Genomic DNA, 23,937 nt, shown 5'->3' on the forward strand with positions numbered 1-23,937 from the left:
ATTTAAATTTTAACTAAGTGGATAGGCAACGCAACCGCTCTACGATCTCTTAAGCCGTACTTTCTCTAAGTGTGTCCGAATTTATACTATTCTAATAGCAATGGTTTATCCGGACTACTCAAAGCGCTCGGCGTGCAATGGGGGATATGACCGAGTGGCGCGATGCGTCGGACCCCGCCTGCCCGGAGTGTGGCGAGCCGCTGGAGCCGACGGCGATGGCCTGCCCACACTGTGACGCGTCGTTACTCACCGACGAACAGACGGAGATGCTTGACGAACGCCTGACCGAGACGCTCGAGTCGATGGACGCCGGTGCGCCGACGTGGGCAGTCACGCTCACGGGGCTCTCGCTCGGCATCGCCATTGCGCCGCTCGTACTGTACGCCGTCGTCATCCTCGTCGGCGATCTCTCGCTTCCCGTGGCCGTCGGCGTCTTGCTGGCCGGCTGGCTCGGTCCAGCCGCGTATCTCTCGCGGCTGCGTAATCCCAGCGAAGTGCTGGCCCGGGGGCTGTACCTCGTCGTCGCCGGCGTGGCCGTCGTCGTGCTCGCAGTCGGCTACGAGGTCCTCCTGTCGGATGGCCCGTCAGTCGTCTCCGAACAGACCGCGCTCGTGTCGCTCGGTCTTGCGATTCCGGCGACGCTGGGAGCACTCATCGCGCGCCGCGCGGCCCGGCGGGCTGACCGGCAGGCCCGCGGGGAGCCGGGGCCGCTGCACGAGCGCTTCGGTATCGACGACGACGAGCCCGACAACTGAAAACGCCTAAGCGGGCCGCCGTTGTCCACCCGTGCATGCGACTGGAGGAGTACTGGGGCATCGGCCCGAAGACGTCCGAACTGCTCACCGAGGAGCTGGGCGTCGAGCGGGCCATCGAGGCCATCGAGTCGGCGGATACGCGTGCGCTAACCACGGCCGGCCTCTCCCGGGGGCGAGCGACGCGAATCCTCCGGCGGGCGACCGGGGCCGAGTCGATGGACCTGCTCGCCACCAGAGATACCCGCGACGTGTACAAGGAACTACTCGACCTCGCCGAGGAGTACGCGGTCACCGAAGATGCGGCCGACAGCATCCGGGTGCTGACGCCGCTACCGACCCGCGAGGCGATGGACGAGCGGCTGGACGACGTGCTCGAAGCGCGGGATACGTGGGCCGACCTCTCGGAGGCGGACCAGCGGGCCGTTCTCGACGCGTTCGACGCGTTCGACGCTGACGGGGGTGAACTAGCCGCGGTCGACGTGGCGCTGGCGCTCCGGGACACCGGCATCGAGAGCGGCGTGTTCGAGCCACTGGCGACCCTCGACGGCGAGTCACTGACGGCTGGCCGGGCGGCGCTCGCCGGCCTCGCGGGCGACGGCGAGTCCGTCGGCGAAGGGGCCGACGAGGAACTCGACCGCCTGCGCGACCAGCTCGGGCAAATAGAGGATCTTGCAGCGGCATCAATGGAGGTCGTCGAGGCCGTTCAGGAGGGCGCTCGGCGGCCCGACGAGTTCCAGGACGCGCTCGTCCGGCACGTCACGGGCGAGACAGGTATCGACGCTGCCAGAGTCCGCGACGCGATGCCCCGCGAGGCGACCGACGCGCGGGATTTCGTCGACGTGGCGCTCCGGGAACTCCGAAGCACGCTCCGAAGCGACGTCCGGGAGCGCGAGGGGACGGTCGCCGACCGGCTGGAAGACGACCTCGCGGACGCCCGCGGGGACATCGACGCCGCCATCGAGGCGGTGGACGACATCGCGTTCTCAGTGTCGCTCGCCCGCTTCGCCATCGCGTTCGACCTGACGCGGCCCGCCTTCGTCGAGGACCGCAAGACCATCGCGGTGAAGCGGGCCCGGAACCTCACCATCGCCGACGTGGAAAGCGTCCAGCCGGTCACCTACGCCATCGGCGACCACACGCTGGACCTGGACCGGGCGAACCAGCCGCCAAGCGGCGACCGGGTGGCTGTCCTGACCGGCGCGAACTCCGGCGGGAAGACGACCCTGCTGGAGACGCTGTGTCAGGTGCAACTGCTGGCCCAGATGGGGCTGCCGGTCCCCGCCGAGGCCGCCGAGGTGGGCATTGTCGACACCGTCGTGTTCCACCGTCGGCACGCCTCGTTCAACGCCGGCGTCCTCGAATCGACGCTGCGCTCTGTCGTCCCGCCGCTGACCGAGAGCGACCGGACGCTGATGCTCGTCGACGAGTTCGAGGCTATCACCGAGCCCGGCTCCGCCGCCGATCTCCTCCACGGACTCGTGACGCTGACCGTCGACCGCGACGCGCTGGGCGTGTTCGTCACTCACCTCGCGGACGATCTCGAACCGCTGCCTGTCGAGGCCCGTGTCGATGGCATCTTCGCCGAAGGGCTGAATCAGGACCTCGAACTACAGGTCGACTATCAGCCCCGGTTTGGCACTGTCGGGAAGTCCACGCCGGAGTTCATCGTCTCCAGGCTCGTTGCGAACGCAAAGGACCCTGTCGAGCGAAACGGGTTCGAGACGCTCGCCACGGCCGTCGGCGAGGAAGCGGTCCAGCGGACCCTCTCGGACGCGCTCTGGACCGACGAGTAGCGCGGTTACGACAGCGAACTGGCGACGACTCGCTCCTCTCCTTCGACCGCCTCGGCGACGTTGTCCAGCAGCCGCCGTACCTCCCGGCGGTTGTACCACCTGATAAGCGGCGCGAGGAGAACCTCCGGGAGTGGCCCGGGGACCTCGTACTCGGCCGCGTATGTGAGCCGCGTGCCCCCGCGCTCCGGTTCGAACCGCCAGGCTATCCGGCCCGTCAGGTCGCCGCTCATCTCGTAAACGATACGCTCGGGCGGCTTGTACGTCGAGGCACGGACCTCACCGGTGAAGGTGATTCCGAACATTTTGTACTCGTACGCAGCGCGGTTTCCGCTGTTTGGCAGCCGCTCGATGCGTTCGGCGCGGGTAAGGCTCGGCGTGACGGCCGCCTGGTTCGACGGCTCGTCCATGAACGTGAACACTGTCTCGACTGGTGCATCGAGCCAGCGGTCGTCGGACGTATGGACCGTCATGTGTCCTGCTTCGCACTCCAGTATCTTACACGCTCGGCCACACAGTGACAACAGACCAGTCTGGGGGTCAGGAACTAGTGCGACCGGTCCCGGCGGCTACAGCCGACGGGTACGGCGTGACTGTGCTCGGCTCTTCGAGTCGCGTCGCCGCCTACCGATGACAGCGGCGAGGTAGGTTCTATGCATCATGAATGACTCCCCGGCAGGAGCCGAACCTGCGCCGGGCGGGAACCCGACTCCGCCTGGTGATTCCATGGAGGCAAGAGACGGGACGAGTTGGAGGGGTGCGCTTACGCGTCACCGGCCACGTCGACGCGGTTGACCGCCATCACGCCGAACCCCGCTTGCAGGAGTTCGGTGCGGCCGTCGGCGGTGTTTTCGTCGTCGTTGACTCGCAGGGTCAGCGACACGTCGGCGTCGACCCGGATGTCGGTCCAGGTCGGCCGGACGCTGGTCACACGGTCGACCGCCACGTCTTCGACGCCGTCGACGGCCGCGAGGACACCGGCGACACCGGCTTCGAGGGTCTCGGACCCGCCACGCGGAACGCGCAGTGATACGTCGGCCGATACCTCGGTCGGGGGAGTCGCCTGCAGCGACATAACGCCGACGGCCGGAGTCGAACCGGGCCGAGAGGGCACTCACCAGTCGAGTCGCGTCGGTCGGAGACTGCGCGGGTGGCGGGCGCGTACGTCCGGCCCGGAACGGCCGGTACAGGATTCCCACACCGGGAGGATGGGGAACCCGAAGGCTGGACAGCGAGATAGCTACACGACACAGTACAGACTCGGGGGCGAGTGGCACAGGCCGACAGGCCACACTGGGCGGTGCAGGCCTATCAGACGGAGTGGCCGAGCGGGAGACAGGGCTTCACCGCTTGACAGTGAGCCCGAACGAATCGCCACCGCAGTGCGGCGTCCGTGAGTGGGACGCCGGTCCCACGGCAGCGAACCAGTCTATGGTGCCACGGGCGGAATTTTCACCGAGCGGGTGTCCGCAGTGGCCCGTTCCCCAATAAGGGATGCGTACTCGACCGTAGCGTCAAGGCTACGTTCGATAGCCGACCGCCCGCTGTACAGCCAGCGAGCGAACGACGTTGGCGCGGGAACGGGAATTGCGTAAGTCATGGGTCACCACGTCGGTGAAAGCGACGTATATCCGACCAGAACCGGTGATATATTAAATCTGTTTCAGACATGATACCAAATGACAAGAACGGGCGCGTTCGCTGGCACGACAGCACGGCTTCAGCCGGCCGCTGCTGGTTGCTGCGTCGCAGTCGGTCCCTCGGCACTCGCCTTGCTGTGTGACGCGGTTCCCGCGAGCGTCCGCGTGGAGTTCCCCACGACGAGCAGGCTGCTGGCCGTCATCGCCAGCGCCGCAAACAGTGGGTTCAGGACGCCAAGCAACGCGAGCGGGAGCGCCACGGCGTTGTAACAGAACGCCCACGCGAGGTTCTGTCGGACCCGCGTGCGAGTTGCGGCCGTCACGGCGAACATGTCAGGAACGGCGCGCAGGTCGTCTGTTGTGACGACCGCGTCGGCCGCATCGGCGGCCAGTGACGTGCCTGACGCCATAGCGATGCCGACGTCGGCGGCAGCCAGGGCCGGGGCGTCGTTACTCCCGTCGCCGACCATCGCGACAGTCCCGCGGGACTGCAGTCGCTCGACGACTTCGGCTTTCGCCTCCGGCGGCACCCCGGCGAACACTTCGTCGACGCCGTCGTGGCGCTCGAACGGGACGGCGGCCTCGGGCCGGTCGCCAGTGATGACGACGACATCGCGGTCCCGGGCGAGCGTCGAGACGACCGACTCCCAGTTCGCGCGGAGCCTGTCCCCCGCGACGAGCACGTCCTGTGCTTCGCCGTCCCAGCCGACGAGCGCCGGGACGCGCCCGTTCTCGGTCGCACGTTCACACCGGGTCCGGAGGCCGGCGGGCACGTCGAACCCGAGGTCGTCGAACAGCGCTTGCGTCCCGACGACAACCCGGTCCCCGTCGACCGTCGCACTGACGCCCTGCACCGGGTGTTGCTCGAACTCGGAGACAGTCGCGTCGGGGACCGACACGGCGTCCGTCACCGCTTCGGCGACGGGATGCTCCGCGAACTGCTCGACTGCGGCCGCCCGGGCCATCGCCCGCTCGTCGGCCTGCTCCAGCAGTTCCATCTCGCCCGTCGTCAGCGTCCCCGTCTTGTCGAACGCGACCACGTCCGCGTCGGTCGCCGTCTCGAACACCGCATCGCCGGTGATGACGGTCCCGCCGTCCAGCGCCCGACGGATGCCGGCCGCGGTTGCCAGCGGCGTCGCCAGCCCCAGCGCGCAGGGACAGGAGACCACGAGTACAGCCAGCCCGGTCAGCATCGCGTCCGTGGGTGTCGCTCCGGCGACGAGGTGCCCGCCGGTGGCGAGCACAGCCAGGAAAACCACCAGCGGGACGAAGACGGCGGCGATGCGGTCGACCAGCCGCTGGACGCCGCCGCGCGTGCTCTGGACCTCCCACAACAGGTTCGTCAGCCGGTCGACGGTGCTCTCGGCGTCCGGCCCGACCTGGACGACGACGCCGCCCTGCGTGACCAGGGACCCGCCGATGACCTCGTCGCCGTCCGTCTTCCGGACGGCTAGCGACTCGCCGGTCACGAGCGACTCGTCGACGGCAGCGGTCCCTTCCACGACGGTGCCGTCGACCGGGACGCGATCCCCGGACCGGACAACGACTTCGTCGCCGGGCGACAGCACCCCTACATCGACCTCCTCGTGACCACCGTCAGTGCGTCGCCGGGCGCTATCGGCCCGCTGTGTCGTGAACTCCGTGAGGCGGTCCAGCGCGCGCCGCCGAACCCGGTCCTGGTAGTAGTCGCCGACCGAGACGGCCATCACGATGACCGTCGCCACGTCGAAGTACACCTCTGTATGTCCCAAAATGACGGCGACAACGCTGTACAGGAAAGCGGTCACGGCAGCCATCGCCACCAGCAGGTCCATGTTCGGCCGGCCGGCCCGGAGGCTGACGTAGGCCCCGCGAAGCAACGGCCACCCAGTGTACCCGACTACGACGCCGGTCATCACGGCCATGTTCCACAGCAGGTAGTCCCCCGCCTGCCCCGCCGGGTCGAACAGCAACAGCGACGGGTCGACACCGAGGTAGGCCGGGTAGAGAAAGAGGACGTACCACAGCATCGTCATCATCCCGAAGAAGCCGCCGACGATGAGACGCCCCTCCAGCTCGTACTCGTCGTCGGTCTCTGTGGCCTGCAGATTGGCGTCGTAGCCGGTGCCGGCCACCGCGTCCGCGAGGTCCGACTCGGAGAGCGTATCGGCGTCGTAGGTGAGTTTCATCGTCCCGGTCGGGTAGCTGGCGGCCGCGGCGGCGACGCCGTCGTGGTCTGTGGCCCGCGCTTCCAGAAACGTCTCGCAGGTCGCACAGTGCATCCCCTCGACGGAGAGGAAGGCCGTCTCGCCGTCGGCGTCGTCCGGATCGGGTCCTGTGTCGGCCGCGTCGCGGGTCTCCGTCGCCGGGTCGTCGAGCGTCCGGGCGACCTCCAGACAGCCGCGACAGCAGAACGTCCCCTCGACCGCGTCGTCGGTGACCGGCGTATCGACCGGCAGGTCACAGAGCGTACAGTGGGTCATGTCCAGGGCATCGGCAGGGGTGGTTTCGGGATGGCGATACCGAACGCCGCCAGCCCGTTCGACAGCGGGACGAGCGCGAGCGCGATGAAGACGACCCCGAGCACCCGGTGTAGCGTCGCGCGATGGCCCGGCGACAGCGTGCCGAAGGCGGTCCCGTAGGCGAACACCAGCGGGAACGTCCCGAGGCCGAGCGCGGCCAGCGAAAGCCCGCCGGTGAGCGCGGATCCCGTCGCAAACGCATACAGGAACGCCGGGTAGAGCAGCGGACAGGGGAGCAGCCCGTGCATTGCACCCAGCGCGACCATCCCCGGGCCGTCGACCCACCGGTCGACTCTGGCGACGAGCGACGCGGAGAGTCGCTGGAACAGGTCCCCGACCAGCGGTAGCGACCGGGCCACATCGACGGCGCGGCCACGGGAGAGATACCCCAGCCCCACGGTGATGATAGCGAGGCCGACGAAAACCCCGACGGCTCCACGGACGGCGGTCCCGAGGCGTGCTAAGCCGGCCACGTCGTACAGAACGCTGCCAGCAGCGCCAAGCACCGTTCCGACGAGCGCGTAGCTCAGCGTCCGTCCGGCGTTGAACAGCGCGTGCTGACGTATTTCGTGGCCTGATACCGGCCCGCCGTCGTCAAGTCTATCGGCGTAGGTGGTGACTAACGGCCCGCACATCCCGAGGCAGTGGACACTCCCGACGAGTCCCAGCCCGACGAACGCCGCGAGGCCGGCCGTCTCACCGGAACTCAGCCCCGCCGTCCCGAACTGCATATCAGACGGTACTCGACTCGGTTGGTTGTGTCATCCAGAACAGGCTGCCGGCGATGATGACGACGCTGACCAGCGAGAGCGCGACGATGGAGCGTCCGGTTCCCTGCATGTAGTACGCGACCGGCGCGAGACCGAGCAGCGCCAGCAACGTCACGAGCCGAGGGCTTGACGCAGACATATCTGGCCGTACGTTAGAGGGATTATAAAAAGAAACGGGTCGTTCCTGCCGGCTGAAAACACCATCAGGGGTTTTTTTAGGTAATCTGCTATCTTCCCAGATATGGTACGGCACGAAGCTAGAAGCAGCCAGCTGCCAGATTCGCACGACGCGGTGGGGGTGCGACGATGGCGCTGAGTCGGCGACAGTTCGTCGGTGCCGCAGCCGGGACGGCGGCGCTGGCCGCGACCGGCACGGCGACAGCACAGGAAGAACCGGACTACGGCGGCTGGTTCGACGACGTCTCGAACTACGACGGGACCGCCGACAAGCGAGGCCAAGACACTGTTACAATCACCGTCGGCGCGCAGGGCAACAACGGCGCGTTCGCCTTCGACCCGCCGGCAGTGATGGTCAGCCCGGGCACAGAGGTCGTCTGGGAGTGGAACGGCGAAGGCGGCGGTCACAACGTCGTCTCCGACGGCGACGGCCCGCTCGACTCCGGGGGCGCGGTCAGCGAAGCCGGCACGACCTACAGCCACACCTTCGAGTCTGAGGGGATGTTCAAGTACGTCTGTGTTCCCCACGAAGCGCTCGGAATGAAAGGCGCAGTCGTCGTCCGGTCCGGTGGCAGCGGGGGCGGCGACTCCGATGGCGGCGGTCAGCAACAAGGACCGCCGGCAAACCCGGATTACGGCGGCTGGTTCGACGACGTCTCGAACTACGACGGAACGACAGTCGACAGAACCGACGCCGATAGCGTCGAGATATCGGTCGGTGCACAGGGCAACAACGGCGCGTTCGCCTTCGACCCGCCAGCGGTTCGGGTGACACCCGGCACCGAAGTGACGTGGAAGTGGACCGGCGAAGGCGGCGGCCACAACGTCGTCTCCGACGGTGACGGTCCACTCGACTCCGGGGGCGCGGTCAGCGAAGCCGGCACGACCTACAGCCATACCTTCGAGGAAATGGGCGTGTACAAATACGTCTGTGTCCCTCACGAGTCACTCGGGATGAAGGGCGCTGTCGTTGTCGGTGGCCCGCTCGATGGCAGCGGTGGTGGCAGTGACGGCGGCAGCGGACAGGAAGGGAGCGGTATCGAACTCTCCGGCCCGCAGTGGCTCCTTTCAGGCTCGGTCCTGCTGGCGTTCTTCTCGCCGCTGTTGTTCGCGGTCGCGATGCGACGCCGCCAGAACGGGCGGCCTCCACAGACGGGTGAAGGTGGCGAGCTACGGCGGGCGAGCGGCCCGGAACCTGTTGAAGAGGCCGCTGAAACTGAACCGGCTGTCGAGCTGGGCCACGACGAGTACGACCCGAAGGGAACGGCGGCGTTGGTCGCCTTCTACTTCGTGTTGATTGCCCTGCTGTGGGTGTTCATGTACTTCGTCGAGTTCCTCGGCCGCGTCTCCATAATCGGGTGATACCATGCAGGTTCATAGATTCGAAAAAGTTTGGCTCGGTGCAGCGATACTGCTCATCGTCGGTTTCATCGCCACCATCGCGTACGGGTCGGTTGGTGTCGGCGTCGGGATGGTCGACGATACGGGCGGACAGATCAGCGCAGAAGAAGTACAGAACGGTAACACTGGGACCCAGTTCGACGACCCCGGTGTCGTCAAAGAGGACGGGCAGTACGTCGTGTACGTCGTCGCCCGGCAGTTCCAGTTCTCTCCCGGAACTGGGGACACACCGATCCGCGTGCCCGCGGGTGAGAACGTCACGTTCAAGGTGACCAGTGCAGACGTGGTGCACGGCTTCTCAGTGGTCGAAACCAACATCAACACGATGGTCATTCCCGGGCAGGTCTCGGAAGTCTCGGCCCGGTTCAACGAGCCCGGCACCTACGGGCTCATCTGTCACGAATACTGCGGGGCGGCCCATCACACGATGGGTGGCTCCGTCGAGGTCGTCCCGCCGGAGGAGTACGATATGCAGCAAGAGAACATCGACCAGTCCGCAGATGACGCACAGGCTCAGGAGGAGGCGGATCAGTAATGGTGTTCGTCGACTCCTATCCGAAAACGTCGAAGCTCGTCCGTAGCGAGTTCCTCGTCTCGTTCATCGCTCTCGGAATCGGTGCGCTGTTCGGCGTCATCCAGGCGCTCCATCGGACCGGCGTGTTCCGGGGCTTCGTCAGTTCAGCCGACTACTACACGATTCTGACGGGCCACGGCGTCCTGCTGGCGCTCGTGTTTACCACGTTCTTCATCGCAGGACTGTTCACATGGGCTGTCGCCAGCAGTCTCGAACGGGAGTTGCCACAGCGTATCGCCTGGTCGGCCTTCTGGATAATGCTCACGGGGACGGTGCTTGCGGCCGTGTCTATCATCGGCGGTATCGTCGGTTCGCCGTCGATCCTGGGTCACGACCTCGAAGCGGACGTGCTGTTCACCTTCTACGCCCCGATGAAGGCGCACCCGGCGTTCTACATCGGCGCTGCGCTCATCATCGTCGGCTCGTGGGTCGCCGGCCTCGCGTACTTCAAGTCCCTGTGGGACTGGCGCTCGGAGAACCCCGATGAGCGCATTCCCCTGCAGACGTTCATGGTCCTGACGACGATGCTGATGTGGTACGTCTCCACCATCGGCGTCGCCGTCGAGGTCGTCGCCTTCCTCATTCCGTGGTCGCTCGGACTCATCCAGAACGTCGACCCGCTGCTGACGCGGACGCTGTTCTGGTACTTCGGCCACCCGGTCGTGTACTTCTGGCTCATGCCGGCGTACCTCGTCTGGTACACGATCCTGCCGAAGCTGGCCGGCGGGCGACTGTTCAGTGACCCGCTGGCCCGCGTCGTGTTCGTCGCCTTCCTGCTGCTCTCGACCCCGGTCGGCTTCCACCACCAGTACACCGACCCCGGTATCCCCTCGGGCTACAAGTTCATCGCGATGACGAACACGATGTTCTTGCTGTTGCCCTCGCTGCTGACCGCGTTCACCGTGGTCGCCTCGGTCGAACACGGCGCTCGCCAGCGGGGTGCAAAGGGCTATCTCTCCTGGCTTCGGAATCTGCCCTGGGGTAAGCCGGCCTTCGCCGGCTGTATGCTCGCCGGCCTGATGTTCGCCGCAGGAGGGTTCTCCGGCATGATCAACGCCGGGATGAACATCAACTACCTCATCCACAACACCATCTGGGTGCCCGGCCACTTCCATCTCACCGTCGGGACTGCGTTCGCGCTGACGGCGATGGCGATCAGCTACTGGCTGGTCCCACAGATCACCGGGAAGAAACTCCGACAGCGCACCATCGCCACGCTCCAGCCGTACGTCTGGTTCGTGGGCATGGCGGTGATGTCGAACGCCATGCACCGCGCCGGCCTCGCCGGCATTCCGCGACGGACTGCCGAACCGACGTACGACGAGTTCGCGTTCGAGGGCGTCGCCGGAACGGTCGGCGAAATGCGCATCCAGATCGCCATCGGCGGCTTCCTGCTGTTCGTCGGCGCGGCGATGTTCCTCATCGTCATGGCCGACACCTTGCTCGCTCGCCGCGGCGGGACGCTGTCGGTCAACGGGACGATTCCGGAGCCGCTGTCCGGCGCGGACCACAGCCCGCGTATCCTGGACAACTACAAGCTCTGGACGGCGATTGCCCTGCTGCTCATCGCCATCGCCTACGGGCCGCCGCTCGCCAGCATGGTCGCTGATGGACTGTTCGCGCCCGGTAGCCCGCCGATCCCGGTCTAACACAACTTCACTACTCTCTCATCATGTTCGACGACGTCGACGGTCCGGAGCAGAAAACGCTGCTACGACTCCTCATCATCGTTGGAATCGGCTTGCCGATCCTCATCGAGGTCGTTACCTTCGGGAGTATGATGGGGCATCATTTGACCGGGGACACCGGAGGTGAGGCGGTCCCCGAAACGCCGACTGCGGAGCCGGCCGGTGCCGGCGTCGGCGACCCGATTCTGGAATCCGCGAACGTCTCAGCCCGCATCGATGCGGCGTCTGTCGTCACCGCTGACGAGGGGTGGCGGTTCACGCTCACGGTGAACGTGACGAACACCGGGACAGACCCCGCGGCAGTTCGTCTCGACAGCGTCACCACCCGCAGCGGCGAGACGGTTGCGGAATCCGCGAGCACCGGACAGCTACCAGTGAATCAGACTGACGACGTGACCAAGTCGTGGCTACTGCCCCCCGGCGAACGACCGGACACTGTCTCCGTAACAGTGCTAGTGTATCCGGACGGGGGCTCGGTACAATCGACGCAATACACCGTTGCGCTCGGTGACATCCCCGTTTCGAACCGCTGACCGTCTCACTCGTCCACGGGGTCGCCACAGGACGGGCAGGCGGTAGCATCGGGCGGGAGCGACTCGCCGCACTCGCCACAGTACGACTGGCCGGCGTCGCGGCCGCCCGGCGTGAAGACGGACGTATCGTCCATCCATGCCTCGTTCGTCGCCGAGTCAGCCGCATTCGAACTGTCCGTCCCGGCCGTCTCCGATTCCGTTTCTGTACCGCTGTCGGTGGCCGCCGTTTCCGGTTCCGCGTCGTCGTCCGACGGCTGCGCGTTGTTCTGTTCCGATCCGTGAGCGGGCGGTTCCGCCGCCGGGACCTCGTCGGGCGAAAACACTCGCGTCCCGGTGTGTCCCGGTGGCTCCTCGTCGCTGTCAGCATCTGCGGTGTCGGTCCCCGATCCAGTCTGTTCCCGGGAGTCCGGTGCGGCGTCCACAGTCCGTTCGGCAGTCGGACTCTCGTCGCTGCTTTGTGAGCCGCCGACCGGTGGCATGATAGGGAACCGCTGGTCCGGACGGCGCTGGGGGTTCGAAAGCGGCGCACGGATTCGAACGACGGTTCCAGCGAGCAGTTGGAACAGGAGGTACGCGCTCGCCAGCACGCCGGGGACGGCGATGAACAGAGGTGTGGCTTGCGATGGCTGTACGCCCGTCAGTTGCAGCGCCGTCTCCGCCACGGGACCGACGCCCGCCCGCGCCAGCCACGGGGACAGCGACGACGACACGCCGGGTGCGACGACCGGCTGGGTCAGCCACCCAGTCCCGAGAGCAGCGGCGCTTACGAACACCAGCAGCGACAGGAGTCGTGGAACCGAAAGCGTGTAGACGCGGTGTCCATAGGCGACGGTCCGGACGACGAGATGCACCGTCCCGAACAGTGCAACTACCGTGAGCAGACGTTGCTGGCCGAGCGTGACACTGAGCAACAGGCAGCCCAGAAGCACACTGCCGGGGAGAGCGAGCAACAGGCTCGGATGGTCCAGCCGATACGCGTCGGCGAGGTTGCCGTAGCTGTTCCGAAGCCGTCGGTTGACGAGGACAACGGTCGCCAGCGACGGACCGAGGAGCCAGAGACTGACGGCAAGTACAGTGCGTAGCGAGATAGTCCGGCCAGCAAGTGTCACAAGAACAGTACCTTCGATCCCTGGGAACTGCGCCAACAGCAGCCCCGTCGCGAGCACCCAGCCACCGTAGACGAGCCATGCCAGACCCACACCCACAAACAGCCAGGTTTCAGTTCGCAGTAGTGCGGCGGACTCGCGGAGTTCCAACCCCAGTCGACCACGCTCCATCAGCCTGATGTTTCCCGACCGACCGCTTAACTGTGGGTGGTCACGCCGCCCGAATTGTCATCGTGGCGACGCCCGACAGTTCGAGTTCGTCGCCCGGTTGGATCGGTTCCCGGTCGCCTTTCTTCAACTGGGTCTCGTTCAGCCGCGTCGGGTTGTCCCCGAGGTCGACCAGATAGTACCCTTCCGGCTGGCGGTCGAACCGGACGTGTTCGCGGTGGATCCGAACCGCTTCGTCTTCCGGTCGCCCGGCATCCAATAGTGCCGCCCGAATCTCCCGGCCGATGCGGTCACCGTCTTCGATGGTGATGTCACGACCCTCGACCGAGAGGACGAGTTTGTCCGGTACCGCCGCGTCGTCGGTGGACTGTGACGCGAGTGTGTCGACGGCGTTGCCCGTGGCTCCTGACTCACTCTCCGTCTCATCGGCGGTCGACGACCCTGTCGAGTCAGCCGTCGGCGTGTCGCTCTCGCCGCGATGTGCGTCTAAGTCCTCCCCACAGTTGACACAGAAGCTGGCATCGTCGTCGACAGCGGTGTCACAGGACGGGCACGCGTCGAGCGAGCCGTCGTCGCCCGGTGTGATATCCTGTACGTCGGCACCGCAGGCGACACAGAAATTCGCGTCGGCGTCGAGTTCGCGGTCACAGTCCGGACAGGCGATCGTCGCCGCATCGTCATCTGTCTCCGAGGCGTCGTTGGATGTCTCGGCGTCCGCATCGGAGTCACTGCTGGACTGGTCCGAGGTGTCATCATTCTCGTCGGGTTCTTCCGCAGCCTTCGGCTCGGTTTCGTTTTCGGCATCGGTGTCGGCTTCAGGCTCGTGTTCCGTCGCCGTCTCCGCCGTCCCCACCGTCTCGTCTCCGGCCTCGGCTGCCCCAGTATCCGAGGCTCCATCCACCGATGCGTCGTCGTCGCTGTCATCGTCGAGAGTGTGCCCATCCGGGGCGTCGGCTTCGTCGCTAGCCCCCATCGACCGGCCATCCGTCGGGTCCGCCTCGTCCGTGCCTTCCGGTATCAGGTCGGCGTCGTCCGGCACCGCATCGTCGGTGTCAAAATCAGCAGCGCTTTCGTCAGTGTGTTGCCACTCACCACAGTCCGGGTTTGTGCACCATCCGCCCGCGACTGTCGGATCAAAGTCCTCGTCGCATATGGGGCATTTTACCGTGCGGTCGGATTCAGGCATGGGTTTCGTTAGAGAGTATAGAGTCGAGAAATAAAATACTTGTCCCACGAAACTTTCTCTCTATTCGTCTGTCATAATAACGGTATCCCGTTCGGAAATGTCGAGATCAGGGTCGATATCTCGGACTGGCATCCCGCCGCTTTCCGGTGTTTCCGGAAGCGCACTGTCGGCAAACAGGAGCACGGAGATGTTGTCCTTCCCCCCGCGGTCGTTTGCCAGTGACACGAACTCCCGACTCGCCGCGTCGAGGGACGCTGCATCGAGGACCACGTCACGGATCTCGTCGTCGGTGACGGCCGCTTCGCGGATACGCTCGGCCACTGAATCGGCGTGGTCCGAATCGACGTACTCCTCGTACAGTTCCGGCGCGTCGGTCTGTGCGTCGATGAGTCCGTCGCTGGTCGCCAACACCGTGTCCTCCGCGTACAGCCTGACCGTCCGCGTGTCCACCCCGACAGTCGCCTCGTCGGGGTCCTCGTAGCCGGACCCGCCCAGCGCGCGTGTGATCTCGTTGCCGTTCGGGTGGACGTGTGCCTCGACCGGGTCGATTTCGTCGTTGTCGACCCACTCCTGAACGACGGCGTGGTCTCTGGTCAGCGGCGAAATCGTCTCACGGGCGCTGTTGACGACGTAAGCCCGGCTATCACCGACCCAGCCGTAGTGGAGTTTGCCGTCGGCGTAGATGCCTGCAACGACCGTCGTGTAGGATTGGGTCCCGGTCTCGTTTGCGTACCGGATGATCTCGCGGTGGGCCGCCGTAATCGCCTCCGCCACGGCAGTTTCGAGTTCCTGTTCGCCGGGCGGGTCCGGGAGGACATCGCGGGCGACATCGACGTCGAACCCGCCGGGATAACTCCGGGCCGTTCGAATCGCCACGGGGGCGAGGTGTTCAGCCACGATAGTCGTCGTAATGTACGACGCAATGTCTCCGGCGTCGTGTCCGCCGGCACCGTCGGCCACCACGAACACGCCGGCCGAACGGTTCATCGGTCTCCCGTTGCCCTCAGTGTCAGCTGAAGCCCCTTCGTCAGTGTCCGCTGCGTCCGTGTCGTCAGCGGTATCGGTCGCCGTCTCAGTACCGGCTGTCTCGTCTGTCACATCCGCCGTCTCGTCGCCGTCTGCTGTGACCGGCTCCTTCGACTGTGGCCTGTCTTGCCCGCGGTAGCCGTCCCGATGCCCCTCCTCGAACACCGTCAGCGAGACGCTGTCCTCGTTGATGCCCTGTCCTCGCTTCCGCTCGCCGATGTCGTAGTTCGTGCTGTATCTCATGACTCCTCCGGATGGAACTCGAACGTGACCCCGTAGGTCGGATGGACCAGCGACACCAGGTCGCCGTCGGTGAGTGTCACCGACTCGGGTGGAACGTTGCCGTGTCTGTCGGTCGGGTCCTCGCCCTCGGAGCGCAGACGGTTGCGTCCGGGTTCGGAGAGGACCCGCTGCCAACCGGCCCCCTTCTGGACGAACGTCCCGTTGAGGCTCCGGTCGTGGAGGGACCACTCGCCGTCCTCGATATCGAACTGTACCTGCACCGAGGAGATGTACTCCCCCTGCGGGTCTTCGATTGTTATCGATGCCGGGGGACCGCTCGCGCCCTGTCGCCCGATAGTGTCGCCCGGTTCGACGGTGAACTGCCTGTCCGCTTGAATGTACGTCACTGACGCCGTCGCGGGCGGCGTTGGATCGCGCCGTTCGAGGACCTCTTTGAGGACCGTCGCGTTCCGGTATCGGTCGCGGTAATGTGACTGCGTGGCCCGTTCGACGATTTCGGCCAGATAATCGTCGCAGTCGGCCCCGAACGCTTGCGGGTTCACCCCGTCTTTCTTCGGGACGCTCCCCTTGAGCAAGAATAGGAGTATCTTCCCGATAGAATACACGTCCGACCACGGCCCCTGCCGAACGTCGGTTCGGCTGGCCTCGGCGACTTCGCGGGGCTTGAACGGCCCCAGAATCGTCGTCCCGGTGTTGCCGGAGGACGGATCCTCGGTGGCATCGAACCCCGTCGCCGTATTGAAATCGATCAGCGTGGGCGTGATGTCGGGTGTGAGCATCACGTTCTCCGGTTTCAGGTCCCGGTAGACGATCTCGTTCTCGTGGAGAAACCCCATCGCGTCACAGAGGTCGATGCCGATCTGTCGGACCTGTTCGCTGTCGTCGATTGGGCCGTGCTGGTCGATGACTTCGTCGAGTTCGATGCCGTCGACGATCAGCTGGACGACCAGAAACGGAACGTCACGCTCCGTGACCTGATCGTAGTAGTCCATCACGTTCTCGTGACCGCCGGCCCGGCGGATGCGTTCCAGTGATCCGACCTCCTTTTTGAAGTACTCCTCGATGATGTCGGGGTCGTTCTGGGATTCGGTGTAGTTGGGGTACTTCACAGCGACCGCCTCACCCGTCTCGGTGTCTCTGGCGCGGAACGCCTTCGCGAACCCTCCCTTGCCGAGGAACTCCTCGAGTTCGTACTGGCCGGCGATGACATCACCGCTCTCAGGTTCCCAGTTCATGGATCACCCGTTTCTCCGGCCAGTAGCGGCCCTGCCGACACTGCAGGTCGTTGCAGTCACTTCTGGATGCCCTCGTCAGTGACGATCTTCGTCGCCTTGTTCTGCTCCTTGCGTCCGCCTTCCATCACGATCCGCGTCTCACGCTCAGCGGTCTGGACGGCCTCGGTGTCCTCGCCGTGGATGCGCGTCATCCGCTCCAGTTGGGTCTGTGCCTCGGCGACGTTGCCCTTGCCGAGTTCCGTCTTGATAACGGTCTGTCGGTGGTCCACGTCGACCTGTTCGTTGTGCGCGGCCAGTTTCGCCTCGTCGTCGGTGTAGTCGACGGTGATCGATTCCCGCGTCGTCTCGCCGCCAGCGTGCAGCGTGACATCCGCCACGGACACGGCGTCTTGCGGGTCGTTGGCCGGCGCGTGTATCTTCAGCACGACTCGCTGAGTCTCCCGCTCTAGCAGGTCGGGCAGCGGCACGACAGCCGCGTTGTCCTCCCAGTTGGGGTCTACAGACTGGGTCTGTGGCAGCGAGCGGTACACTTCACTCACCTCGACACCGTCAGCCACGTCAAGTTCGAGACGGGCGTCGGGAGCGACGACGGTCCCGGCCTCCTCGACTGCGTCGCCGAAGAACGACTCGATGTCACCGGCGGCGTCCAGGTGTGTCCATTCGCCGCGGGCAACGGTACCGAGCGTCCGGATCGTCTCCTCGCGGTAGTCGCTCCCGATACCGGCCGCCTTGATTCTGATGCCCTCGGTGTCGATTTCGCGTGCTAGCGTCCCGAACGCTTCCGGGTCGTGGGAGTTGTCCTTCCCATCAGAGAGGAGCAGGACCCGCCGAGCCGTGTTGTCGTCTGTCGGCAGATCCTGCAGGGACGCCTTCGCTTCCAGCAGGCCGCTGTACATATCGGTGCCCCCGCCAGCGGAGATGTCAGCGACCGCGTCCACTGCCGTTTCACGCGAAATAGTCCCCCACCGGGTCGGTGCAAGAACCGTCGTGACCTCGTTGTCGAAGGCGATGATCGAGATGTAATCGTCCTCGTCGAGTAGCCCGAACACCCATTCAGCGCCAGCGCGGGCCTGTTCGATGTCTTCGCCGGCCATCGATCCACTCGCGTCGATACAGAGAGCAATCTGTCGCGTGGGTGGCTCCTCCAACCGTCCGGGCTCGACTTCGATCTCAGCGGTCAGTTTCGCCCCGCCCGTCGGCACGTAGGGTCGGTTGACCTCGCTCACGACAGTAGCGGTCATACTGGTAGATGGGTCGTACGGAGTAATTATATGTTTCCCTCAAATCGAGGGAAAAAAGTTCCAACTGGTACCTGGGTCGGTAGCCTGTAGTTACTAGCTATCCCCCAGTAGTAGGTGCTGTCTACGTCGCCTGTCACGTTGTCTCGACTCGGCTGCCGACCCAGAGAAGGGTTCCGAGCAGTGCCACGACAGTGAGCGGAAGGAGCCACTGGAACAGCGAGAGAAGTCCAGCGCTCGCCTGCACACCGACAACGAGCAAAATAGTGGGCCCACAGCAGGCGAATCCGGAGAGCAGTCCCGGCAACCCCGACACAGCCCCTGCCCCCGGGCCGAGACGGCAGGCCGATGGGCCGCGCCACGCGACGGCGGAGACGGCGAGGTTGAGTCCGACCAGCGATGCCAAGACGGCACCGAGAAGCACGTTCAGCGGCGAGACGAGCAGTTCGACTGGGCCGACGACGACCAGTGCAATCGGTTCCCACTGAAACGGCCCGACCTGCCGGAACGCACGGGTAAGCGGGTTACTGACGACAGAAACCTCGTAGCCGGCTGGGCCGAAACCGAGGTGTCTGAGACCAGCGAGGTACAGCAGGAAGTACGCCAGTCCAGACACACCCAGAAGCAACTGACCGTCGCGGCGGGTGAGCGCTCCCCGGACCGCAACCGCAGTGTGCCGAAGCAAGCGTTCGATGCGAGCGGCCACACCAGCCCCGTCGGCTGCACTATCAGTCGACATACGCACTCTCCGGATAGAAACCGGCCCAGGCGAACCACATGGCGTCGAAGGCCAGTGAACGGTCCAGCGGGAGCGAATCGGCATCGTGTGTGGTCCCTTCGAGCGTGTAGCCGTCGTCCGCCGCTTCGACCGTCGCTGACTCCGGATTCGCGTACACGTAGCCCGTTTCGAGGTCGGTGTCGGCGACGGCGACGTACGGCGTGTCGCCGATGTTGCCTGTCAGAACGCGCTGACTCAGCAATGTTCCCTTATCGAAGGCCACCGCCCCCGTCTCCGTCCGGGTCCCGATGACGACGGTCTTTGGGTGCGCGCGGCTGTCACCCTGCAGCGGCTCAAACAGCGTCCGAGTGCTCGAATAGTAGCCGCGTTTCGCGTTGTACTGGCCGTATGGATCAGTGCCGTAACGCCGCGAAAAGCCGGTATCCTCGGTCAGAACGGTCGTTTCCGGATAGGTACTGGACCAGCGGTCCCACGTCGTCCAAGTGATCCGGAACTCCCGCAGCGACTCGCCAGTTAATGGGCCCGTAATCGCTGTCGCCAGCATCTGTGGCCACCAGCTATCGGTGCCCCGGTCGTACATCGTCAAATTCGAGTTCACAAGCCGCCCTGAGACGCCGAACTCCACTGGACCGCGCTCGAATCCCTGTGCGGTGCCCGTCAGCGGACAGTACGTCACAGCGACGGAATTACCAGCGACAGTGTCGTTCACGATTTCGTGGTGGACGAGAATGTACTGCGGATAGGCTTTCGCCTCCCCGTCGCGGACCACGCCGAACACCGGGTCGTCCAGATCCAGTATCTCTGGAGGCGTGTTGGTGAACGTCGGGTCGTCGATGGACGGAATACCGTCTTTACGAACGCCACCGCTGACGATGTTCTCTTCAAGCGTCCCGATATCGTAGTCCAAATCGAGGCGGCCATCAGCCGTCGGTGGCTTCGACCCGTCGCTTCGGTCGGTTGCCGTCGATGGCGTCCCGGTTCCGCCGCCGGACCCGGCCACTGAACGCGATCCAGTAGTCGAGCCGTCATCTCCCGCGCAGCCTGCGCCGCCGAGTGTCACACCGGCACCAACCGTCGTGAGAAGCCGTCGGCGGGAAAGGTCCATGCCATGTGTAGTCTTTCCAATCACTAAGTCTCGCGGTGAGGGGCCGGTAACTCCCTGCTGGCACGCTCAGCGAGGCTATCTCGGTGTACGAACCAACGCTCGGACGGCCTAATTGACGAGGGTGGCGGCCAGCGACGAGACGTACGCCAGTTCGTCCTCGTTCACGCCGTGGCCCATCCCCTCGTAGATGCGTTCCTCCACGTCCCCGTTCAGCTGCTCGAAGACCGAGGCCGTAACGTGAACGCGCTCTTCGGGAATGTGCGGATCGACGTCGCTACAGCCCAGGAACACCGGCGTTTCCTCGATGTCGCCCTCGTACTCGCTCTCGTCGATGGTCTCGCCGATGAGGCCACCACTGAGAGCCACGAGCCCGCCGTAGCGCTGCGGGTTACGGGCGACGAACTCGCTCGCGAGACAGGCCCCCTGGGAGAAGCCCAGGACGAGCACACGGTCGGTTGTAATCCCGGCTTCCTCGGCCTCCGTGACGGCGTCCTCGATAGCCTGCAGTCCCGATGTCCGCCCGGGTTCGTTCTGCTCGACCGGCGAGAGGAAGGAGTTAGGGTACCAGGTGTTCCGCGCAGCCTGGGGGGCGAGCAACGCCAGCCCGTCCTGTTGGAACTCTGTCCCCATCTGGACGATGCTCCGGGCAGTCGCACCCCTGCCGTGGACGAGGACCGCCGCCGCGTTCGCTTCCGACAGCGTGGTTCCTGCGGTCACGAGCTGCTGGTCCTGATGGGGGCCGCTCATCGCTTTCCTCCCGGTCGTCGGCTGCGCCCTGTCATGCCCGTGCAGTCGGTTTCTCTTCCCGTTCGCCCGGTTGCCGTAGCCAGCCACCGTGTCGTGTGCATACCTCAGATAGCGCGCGAAGACACTTGACTTGGCACATCGGTCAATCGGTCGAGATATCCCGTGTTCAGGCTCGCAATCGGAGTTCGATGTCGTCACCGTCACGCACTGTGAGACCGGTATCGGTTTCGGAGACAGCGTAGCCGGACTGACGGAGGCGCTTACGTGTCGCAGCAAGGGTTGCTTCGTCGGGGAATCGAATCTCGAACCACGCCAGACCCTGTCCGGCGTGGGGCCTTGACCGCCCCTGCCAGACGTTGGCTCCGATGTGGTGGTGGTAGTCACCGGCCGCCAGAAACACCGCGCCGTCGTACGCGGCTCTGACACGCAATCCGAGTGCGTTGGCGTAGAACGACCGGGCCGTCTCCACTGACGAAACTTCCAGATGTACGTGTCCAATATCGGACCTAGCGGGCATCGACTGTTCACCGGTCGCGGCAGCCGCGACTGACTGCGTATCGAGGGGCTCTGTCACCATTTCGACGTGACCCGACGGTGTCTCCTGCCACGACGCCCGCGGAAAGTCCCGATAGATCTCGACGCCGTTACCGGCCGGGTCCGACAGATATAGCGCCTCGCTGACACCGTGATCCGATGCGCCGGAAAGTGTCCACTCCGATTCGATACGCTTGAGTGCATCACCCAGCGCCGCTCGCGACGGAACGCGAAACGCGACGTGGTACAGCCCGGTCCCGGCAGAACCTCTCGCTGGTGCGTCTGGCCGACGGTTCAGGATCAGTAGTTCCTGTCCACCCGCACCGAGTATCGTCCGGTCGTCGTCTGAGTCTAGGACTTGGAGGCCGACAACATCACGGTAGAAATCGACAGTCGGTGGTAAGTCAGCAACGGTCAGGGCCACCCGGCCGATCTCGGTTTCTGATGGGAGAGTGGCTTGGTCCATACCGATAGCAGGTATAGGCAGCCCATAACTCTGGGTGCCAGCCGGAGACTCCCGCAACGAGTTTGAGTCGACAGTGTTCGAGTCGAGGCCGTCCGTCATCGAAGCGTTGTACATTGCTAGCACTCGACAGTGCCTTTGGAGAAATGGTAAAATTCAGTGTAAAAAACTCAAAATATACTCCGCACCAGGAATTATTCATGAACTATTACGTATTACTAGCAGAGCCGTGTGTTAACCTTCATCAGAGTAGTACTATAACCTTCGAGTTGTTACCTTGGGTTGACTATGAAAAAGCAGGAGCTCATCCACCTTCACGGCCTGCTTGCACAGGTACAGAACCACTACGAAGCCGAATCCGGGACAGAAGTAGACCACGACGAATACGAGGAACTGGGCGTCAAGCCGACATCGATTCACAAGTCGAAAACAGACCACAAGGCCGCTGTCTTTGCGATTGCTGACGGTATTGCCTCCGAGATGGCTGACGAGACCAAAGAGCCAGTTTCTGCCGCCGCGGACTAACAGTTCTCCGTCGTTTCTATGCAGTTCTCCCGACGAGCAATGCTATTAGTGACTGTATAACGGCTGTCGGAATCATATTGGAGACGCGATACGTCGAGGGTGTTGAACAGAGAGACCCTGTTGCTCGGTAACCGGACTTACTCGTCGATTAATTCCTCGAATTCGGGTAACACGTCGTCCGATTCGTCCTCGGACTGGCCCGACGACTGGTCATCGGCCTCTGCTGTCGACTCTGTCGACGAAGACTCGTCGTCCGTCGTTTCGTCGGCCTCCTCCGGAATCTCCTCGATTTCGAGCACGTCGAGCGGGATATTCTCGAGTCGTTGCCCGATCTCCTTGCGTGCAATTCGGGCGGCATGTTCGTCCCGTTCGACGTTGAACACGGTCATCTCCAGTTCGAGTGCGACGAGACTCTCATCGGCCGCGAGAAAAGCCGGTTCCAGTGTCTCGCCGCAGTGCGGGCAGTGCCGGTCGCCCATGTTGATCTCGACGTAGTTGAGGTCGGGGTTCAGCATTTCCCCCGTCTTCGAGATGGCGATGCGAACTGCCTCGTCCGCAGATGCCACATCGTACACTGGGACTGCGGCCTCGACAACAACTCGGCAATTCATGCTAGTATGTTTGTTTCCCAATATAATGAAGGTTAGCCCTGAAACGGGGATCACCTCTCACCCCATATATCGTGGTATAGAGGGGCAGAAAGCACCGTTGAGCCGCACAGACGCAAGCGACATAAAACATCACGACGGCGAAAAGCAGTGACAGATCAGACGGATATGAACGTCCGCTAGTCGAGAGAGGTCTCCAACCCGTGCGAGCGGAACTCGTAACGCCATTACCTCCGGGTCCGTACACACGGACAATGGAACAGGGCGTCATCGACGTCGGGTCGCTGGCCGGCGGTATCGACCTCCAGGCAACTGTCGAGAGCGGGCAGTCCTACCTCTGGAACCGGGAGGACGGCGAAATGTACCAGCGCGACGGGGGAACCGGGGACGACGCGTGGTACTGGACGACAGTCCGTCGAGACGGGTCACCAGCAGTCATCCGCGTCCGGCAGCGGGACGGTGTCCTCGAATGGGAGTCCACGATCGACGCGGAGGCAGACCTCAAGCGACTCCTGCGGCTTAGGGACGACCTCTCCGCGATTCGGACGACGGCACCGGCCGACGACGTGGTCCAATCAGCCTACGATAGGTTCTGGGGGATGCGTCTCGTTCAGGACCCACCGTTTGGCTCCCTCATCTCGTTCATTTGCTCGGCCCAGATGCGCGTGGCCCGGATACACAGTATGCAACAGGCGCTCCGCGACGCGTTCGGCGAGACAGTCGAGTTCGACGGGCGGACGTACAACGCCTATCCGACGCCGTCAGCGTTGGCCGAAACGACCGAAGAACGCCTCCGGGACCTCGGGCTGGGCTATCGAGCGCCGTACGTCCAGCGCACCGCGGAGATGGTCGCAGGCGGCGAGGCCGACCCGGAGGAAGCCGTCGGTCTCGACTACGAGGACGCCAGGGAGTCGCTCACCCGCTTCGTCGGCGTCGGCGACAAGGTCGCGGACTGCGTGTTGCTGTTCTCGCTTGACTACCTCGAAGCGGTCCCGCTAGACACCTGGATCCGGTCGACCATCGAGGAGTACTACCCGGAGTGTGAGCGAGGGAACTACACCGACACGTCCCGGGCCATCCGGGCCGCGCTCGGCGGCGAGTACGCCGGCTACACGCAGACCTACTTGTTCCATTATCTCCGGACGGGCAGCGACGAAAACTGACGCGGGTGATGGAAGGCGACAG

At 64.6% G+C, this 23,937-nt stretch carries 23 protein-coding genes; 8 read left to right on the forward strand and 15 right to left on the reverse strand.

Annotated elements, in window-relative coordinates; genetic code table 11:
• The first annotated feature begins 137 nt into the window (after positions 1-137).
• Together SG26_RS16620 and SG26_RS16625 are read left to right on the forward strand one after the other, a co-directional pair.
• Positions 138-755, forward strand: coding sequence for a zinc ribbon domain-containing protein (locus tag SG26_RS16620; protein ID WP_023843296.1), 618 nt, complete (start codon positions 138-140; stop codon positions 753-755).
• A gap of 35 nt (positions 756-790) precedes the next feature.
• Complete coding sequence (locus SG26_RS16625; RefSeq protein WP_050038176.1) at positions 791-2,548, forward strand: DNA mismatch repair protein; 1,758 nt, start codon at positions 791-793, stop codon at positions 2,546-2,548.
• 5 nt (positions 2,549-2,553) lie between these two features.
• Here SG26_RS16625 and SG26_RS16630 read toward each other — a convergent pair whose 3' ends face one another.
• The 5 genes from SG26_RS16630 to SG26_RS21225 form a co-directional block, all read right to left on the reverse strand.
• Entirely contained in the window at positions 2,554-3,018 is a 465-nt protein-coding gene (locus tag SG26_RS16630; protein ID WP_050007419.1) for an SRPBCC family protein, read from the reverse strand.
• A gap of 290 nt (positions 3,019-3,308) precedes the next feature.
• Entirely contained in the window at positions 3,309-3,620 is a 312-nt protein-coding gene (locus SG26_RS16635; protein ID WP_050007418.1) for a hypothetical protein, read from the reverse strand.
• 645 nt (positions 3,621-4,265) lie between these two features.
• Entirely contained in the window at positions 4,266-6,647 is a 2,382-nt protein-coding gene (locus SG26_RS16640) for a cation-translocating P-type ATPase (RefSeq protein WP_050038177.1), read from the reverse strand.
• Positions 6,644-7,417 carry a sulfite exporter TauE/SafE family protein gene (locus SG26_RS16645; RefSeq protein ID WP_014040556.1) on the reverse strand — a complete coding sequence of 258 codons (774 nt, stop codon included), beginning with the start codon at positions 7,415-7,417 and terminating at the stop codon, positions 6,644-6,646. The genes SG26_RS16640 and SG26_RS16645 overlap by 4 nt, the downstream gene beginning before the upstream one ends.
• Position 7,418: 1 nt before the next feature.
• Positions 7,419-7,595: a hypothetical protein gene (locus tag SG26_RS21225; protein ID WP_023843297.1), complete on the reverse strand. Its 177-nt coding sequence runs from the start codon at positions 7,593-7,595 to the stop codon at positions 7,419-7,421.
• 167 nt (positions 7,596-7,762) lie between these two features.
• Here SG26_RS21225 and SG26_RS16650 point away from each other — a divergent pair, with 167 nt between their 5' ends.
• Genes SG26_RS16650 through SG26_RS16665 form a run of 4 tightly spaced genes read left to right on the forward strand, consistent with a single transcriptional unit; the run spans position 7,763 to position 11,829 of the window.
• On the forward strand, positions 7,763-8,995 hold the full coding sequence (locus tag SG26_RS16650) for a halocyanin domain-containing protein (protein WP_014040558.1): 1,233 nt from the start codon (positions 7,763-7,765) through the stop codon (positions 8,993-8,995).
• A 4-nt stretch (positions 8,996-8,999) separates the two neighbouring features.
• The gene (locus tag SG26_RS16655) at positions 9,000-9,569 is read left to right on the forward strand and encodes a cytochrome c oxidase subunit II (protein WP_014040559.1); all 570 of its coding nucleotides are present in this window, start codon (positions 9,000-9,002) and stop codon (positions 9,567-9,569) included.
• Positions 9,569-11,257 (forward strand): b(o/a)3-type cytochrome-c oxidase subunit 1, encoded by a 1,689-nt coding sequence (locus SG26_RS16660; RefSeq protein WP_050038178.1) that lies wholly within the window; start codon positions 9,569-9,571, stop codon positions 11,255-11,257. Before SG26_RS16655 ends, SG26_RS16660 begins: the two co-directional genes overlap by 1 nt.
• A 23-nt stretch (positions 11,258-11,280) precedes the next feature.
• Entirely contained in the window at positions 11,281-11,829 is a 549-nt protein-coding gene (locus SG26_RS16665; protein ID WP_014040561.1) for a hypothetical protein, read from the forward strand.
• Positions 11,830-11,834: 5 nt separating this feature from the next.
• Here SG26_RS16665 and SG26_RS16670 read toward each other — a convergent pair whose 3' ends face one another.
• From SG26_RS16670 to SG26_RS16710, 9 genes are all read right to left on the reverse strand, one after another.
• The gene (locus SG26_RS16670) at positions 11,835-13,106 is read right to left on the reverse strand and encodes a zinc ribbon domain-containing protein (protein ID WP_050038179.1); all 1,272 of its coding nucleotides are present in this window, start codon (positions 13,104-13,106) and stop codon (positions 11,835-11,837) included.
• 40 nt (positions 13,107-13,146) lie between these two features.
• Entirely contained in the window at positions 13,147-14,289 is a 1,143-nt protein-coding gene (locus SG26_RS16675; RefSeq protein ID WP_050038180.1) for a zinc ribbon domain-containing protein, read from the reverse strand.
• Between the two features lie 60 nt (positions 14,290-14,349).
• Entirely contained in the window at positions 14,350-15,558 is a 1,209-nt protein-coding gene (locus tag SG26_RS16680) for a PP2C family serine/threonine-protein phosphatase (protein WP_050038181.1), read from the reverse strand.
• Positions 15,555-16,793 (reverse strand): FHA domain-containing serine/threonine-protein kinase, encoded by a 1,239-nt coding sequence (locus SG26_RS16685; protein ID WP_014040565.1) that lies wholly within the window; start codon positions 16,791-16,793, stop codon positions 15,555-15,557. Before SG26_RS16685 ends, SG26_RS16680 begins: the two co-directional genes overlap by 4 nt.
• A 56-nt stretch (positions 16,794-16,849) precedes the next feature.
• Positions 16,850-18,034: a VWA domain-containing protein gene (locus SG26_RS16690; RefSeq protein WP_050038182.1), complete on the reverse strand. Its 1,185-nt coding sequence runs from the start codon at positions 18,032-18,034 to the stop codon at positions 16,850-16,852.
• A gap of 133 nt (positions 18,035-18,167) precedes the next feature.
• Positions 18,168-18,770, reverse strand: a complete 603-nt coding sequence (locus tag SG26_RS16695; RefSeq protein WP_014040567.1) for a hypothetical protein — start codon at positions 18,768-18,770, stop codon at positions 18,168-18,170.
• Positions 18,760-19,875 carry a DUF3179 domain-containing protein gene (locus SG26_RS16700; protein ID WP_175055160.1) on the reverse strand — a complete coding sequence of 372 codons (1,116 nt, stop codon included), beginning with the start codon at positions 19,873-19,875 and terminating at the stop codon, positions 18,760-18,762. The genes SG26_RS16695 and SG26_RS16700 overlap by 11 nt, the downstream gene beginning before the upstream one ends.
• Positions 19,876-19,983: 108 nt before the next feature.
• Positions 19,984-20,622 (reverse strand): alpha/beta hydrolase, encoded by a 639-nt coding sequence (locus SG26_RS16705; RefSeq protein ID WP_050038183.1) that lies wholly within the window; start codon positions 20,620-20,622, stop codon positions 19,984-19,986.
• Positions 20,623-20,788: 166 nt separating this feature from the next.
• Positions 20,789-21,622: a VOC family protein gene (locus SG26_RS16710; protein WP_050038184.1), complete on the reverse strand. Its 834-nt coding sequence runs from the start codon at positions 21,620-21,622 to the stop codon at positions 20,789-20,791.
• A 285-nt stretch (positions 21,623-21,907) separates the two neighbouring features.
• Here SG26_RS16710 and SG26_RS16715 point away from each other — a divergent pair, with 285 nt between their 5' ends.
• Positions 21,908-22,144 carry a UPF0058 family protein gene (locus SG26_RS16715; protein ID WP_004592453.1) on the forward strand — a complete coding sequence of 79 codons (237 nt, stop codon included), beginning with the start codon at positions 21,908-21,910 and terminating at the stop codon, positions 22,142-22,144.
• A 137-nt stretch (positions 22,145-22,281) separates the two neighbouring features.
• Here SG26_RS16715 and SG26_RS16720 read toward each other — a convergent pair whose 3' ends face one another.
• Entirely contained in the window at positions 22,282-22,755 is a 474-nt protein-coding gene (locus SG26_RS16720; protein ID WP_014040571.1) for a DUF555 domain-containing protein, read from the reverse strand.
• A gap of 251 nt (positions 22,756-23,006) precedes the next feature.
• Between SG26_RS16720 and SG26_RS16725 the strand changes: the two genes are divergently transcribed.
• Entirely contained in the window at positions 23,007-23,915 is a 909-nt protein-coding gene (locus SG26_RS16725; protein ID WP_050038185.1) for a DNA-3-methyladenine glycosylase, read from the forward strand.
• Positions 23,916-23,937 lie beyond the last annotated feature (22 nt).

The organism is Haloarcula sp. CBA1115 (assembly GCF_000827835.1).
Taxonomy (GTDB): domain Archaea; phylum Halobacteriota; class Halobacteria; order Halobacteriales; family Haloarculaceae; genus Haloarcula; species Haloarcula hispanica.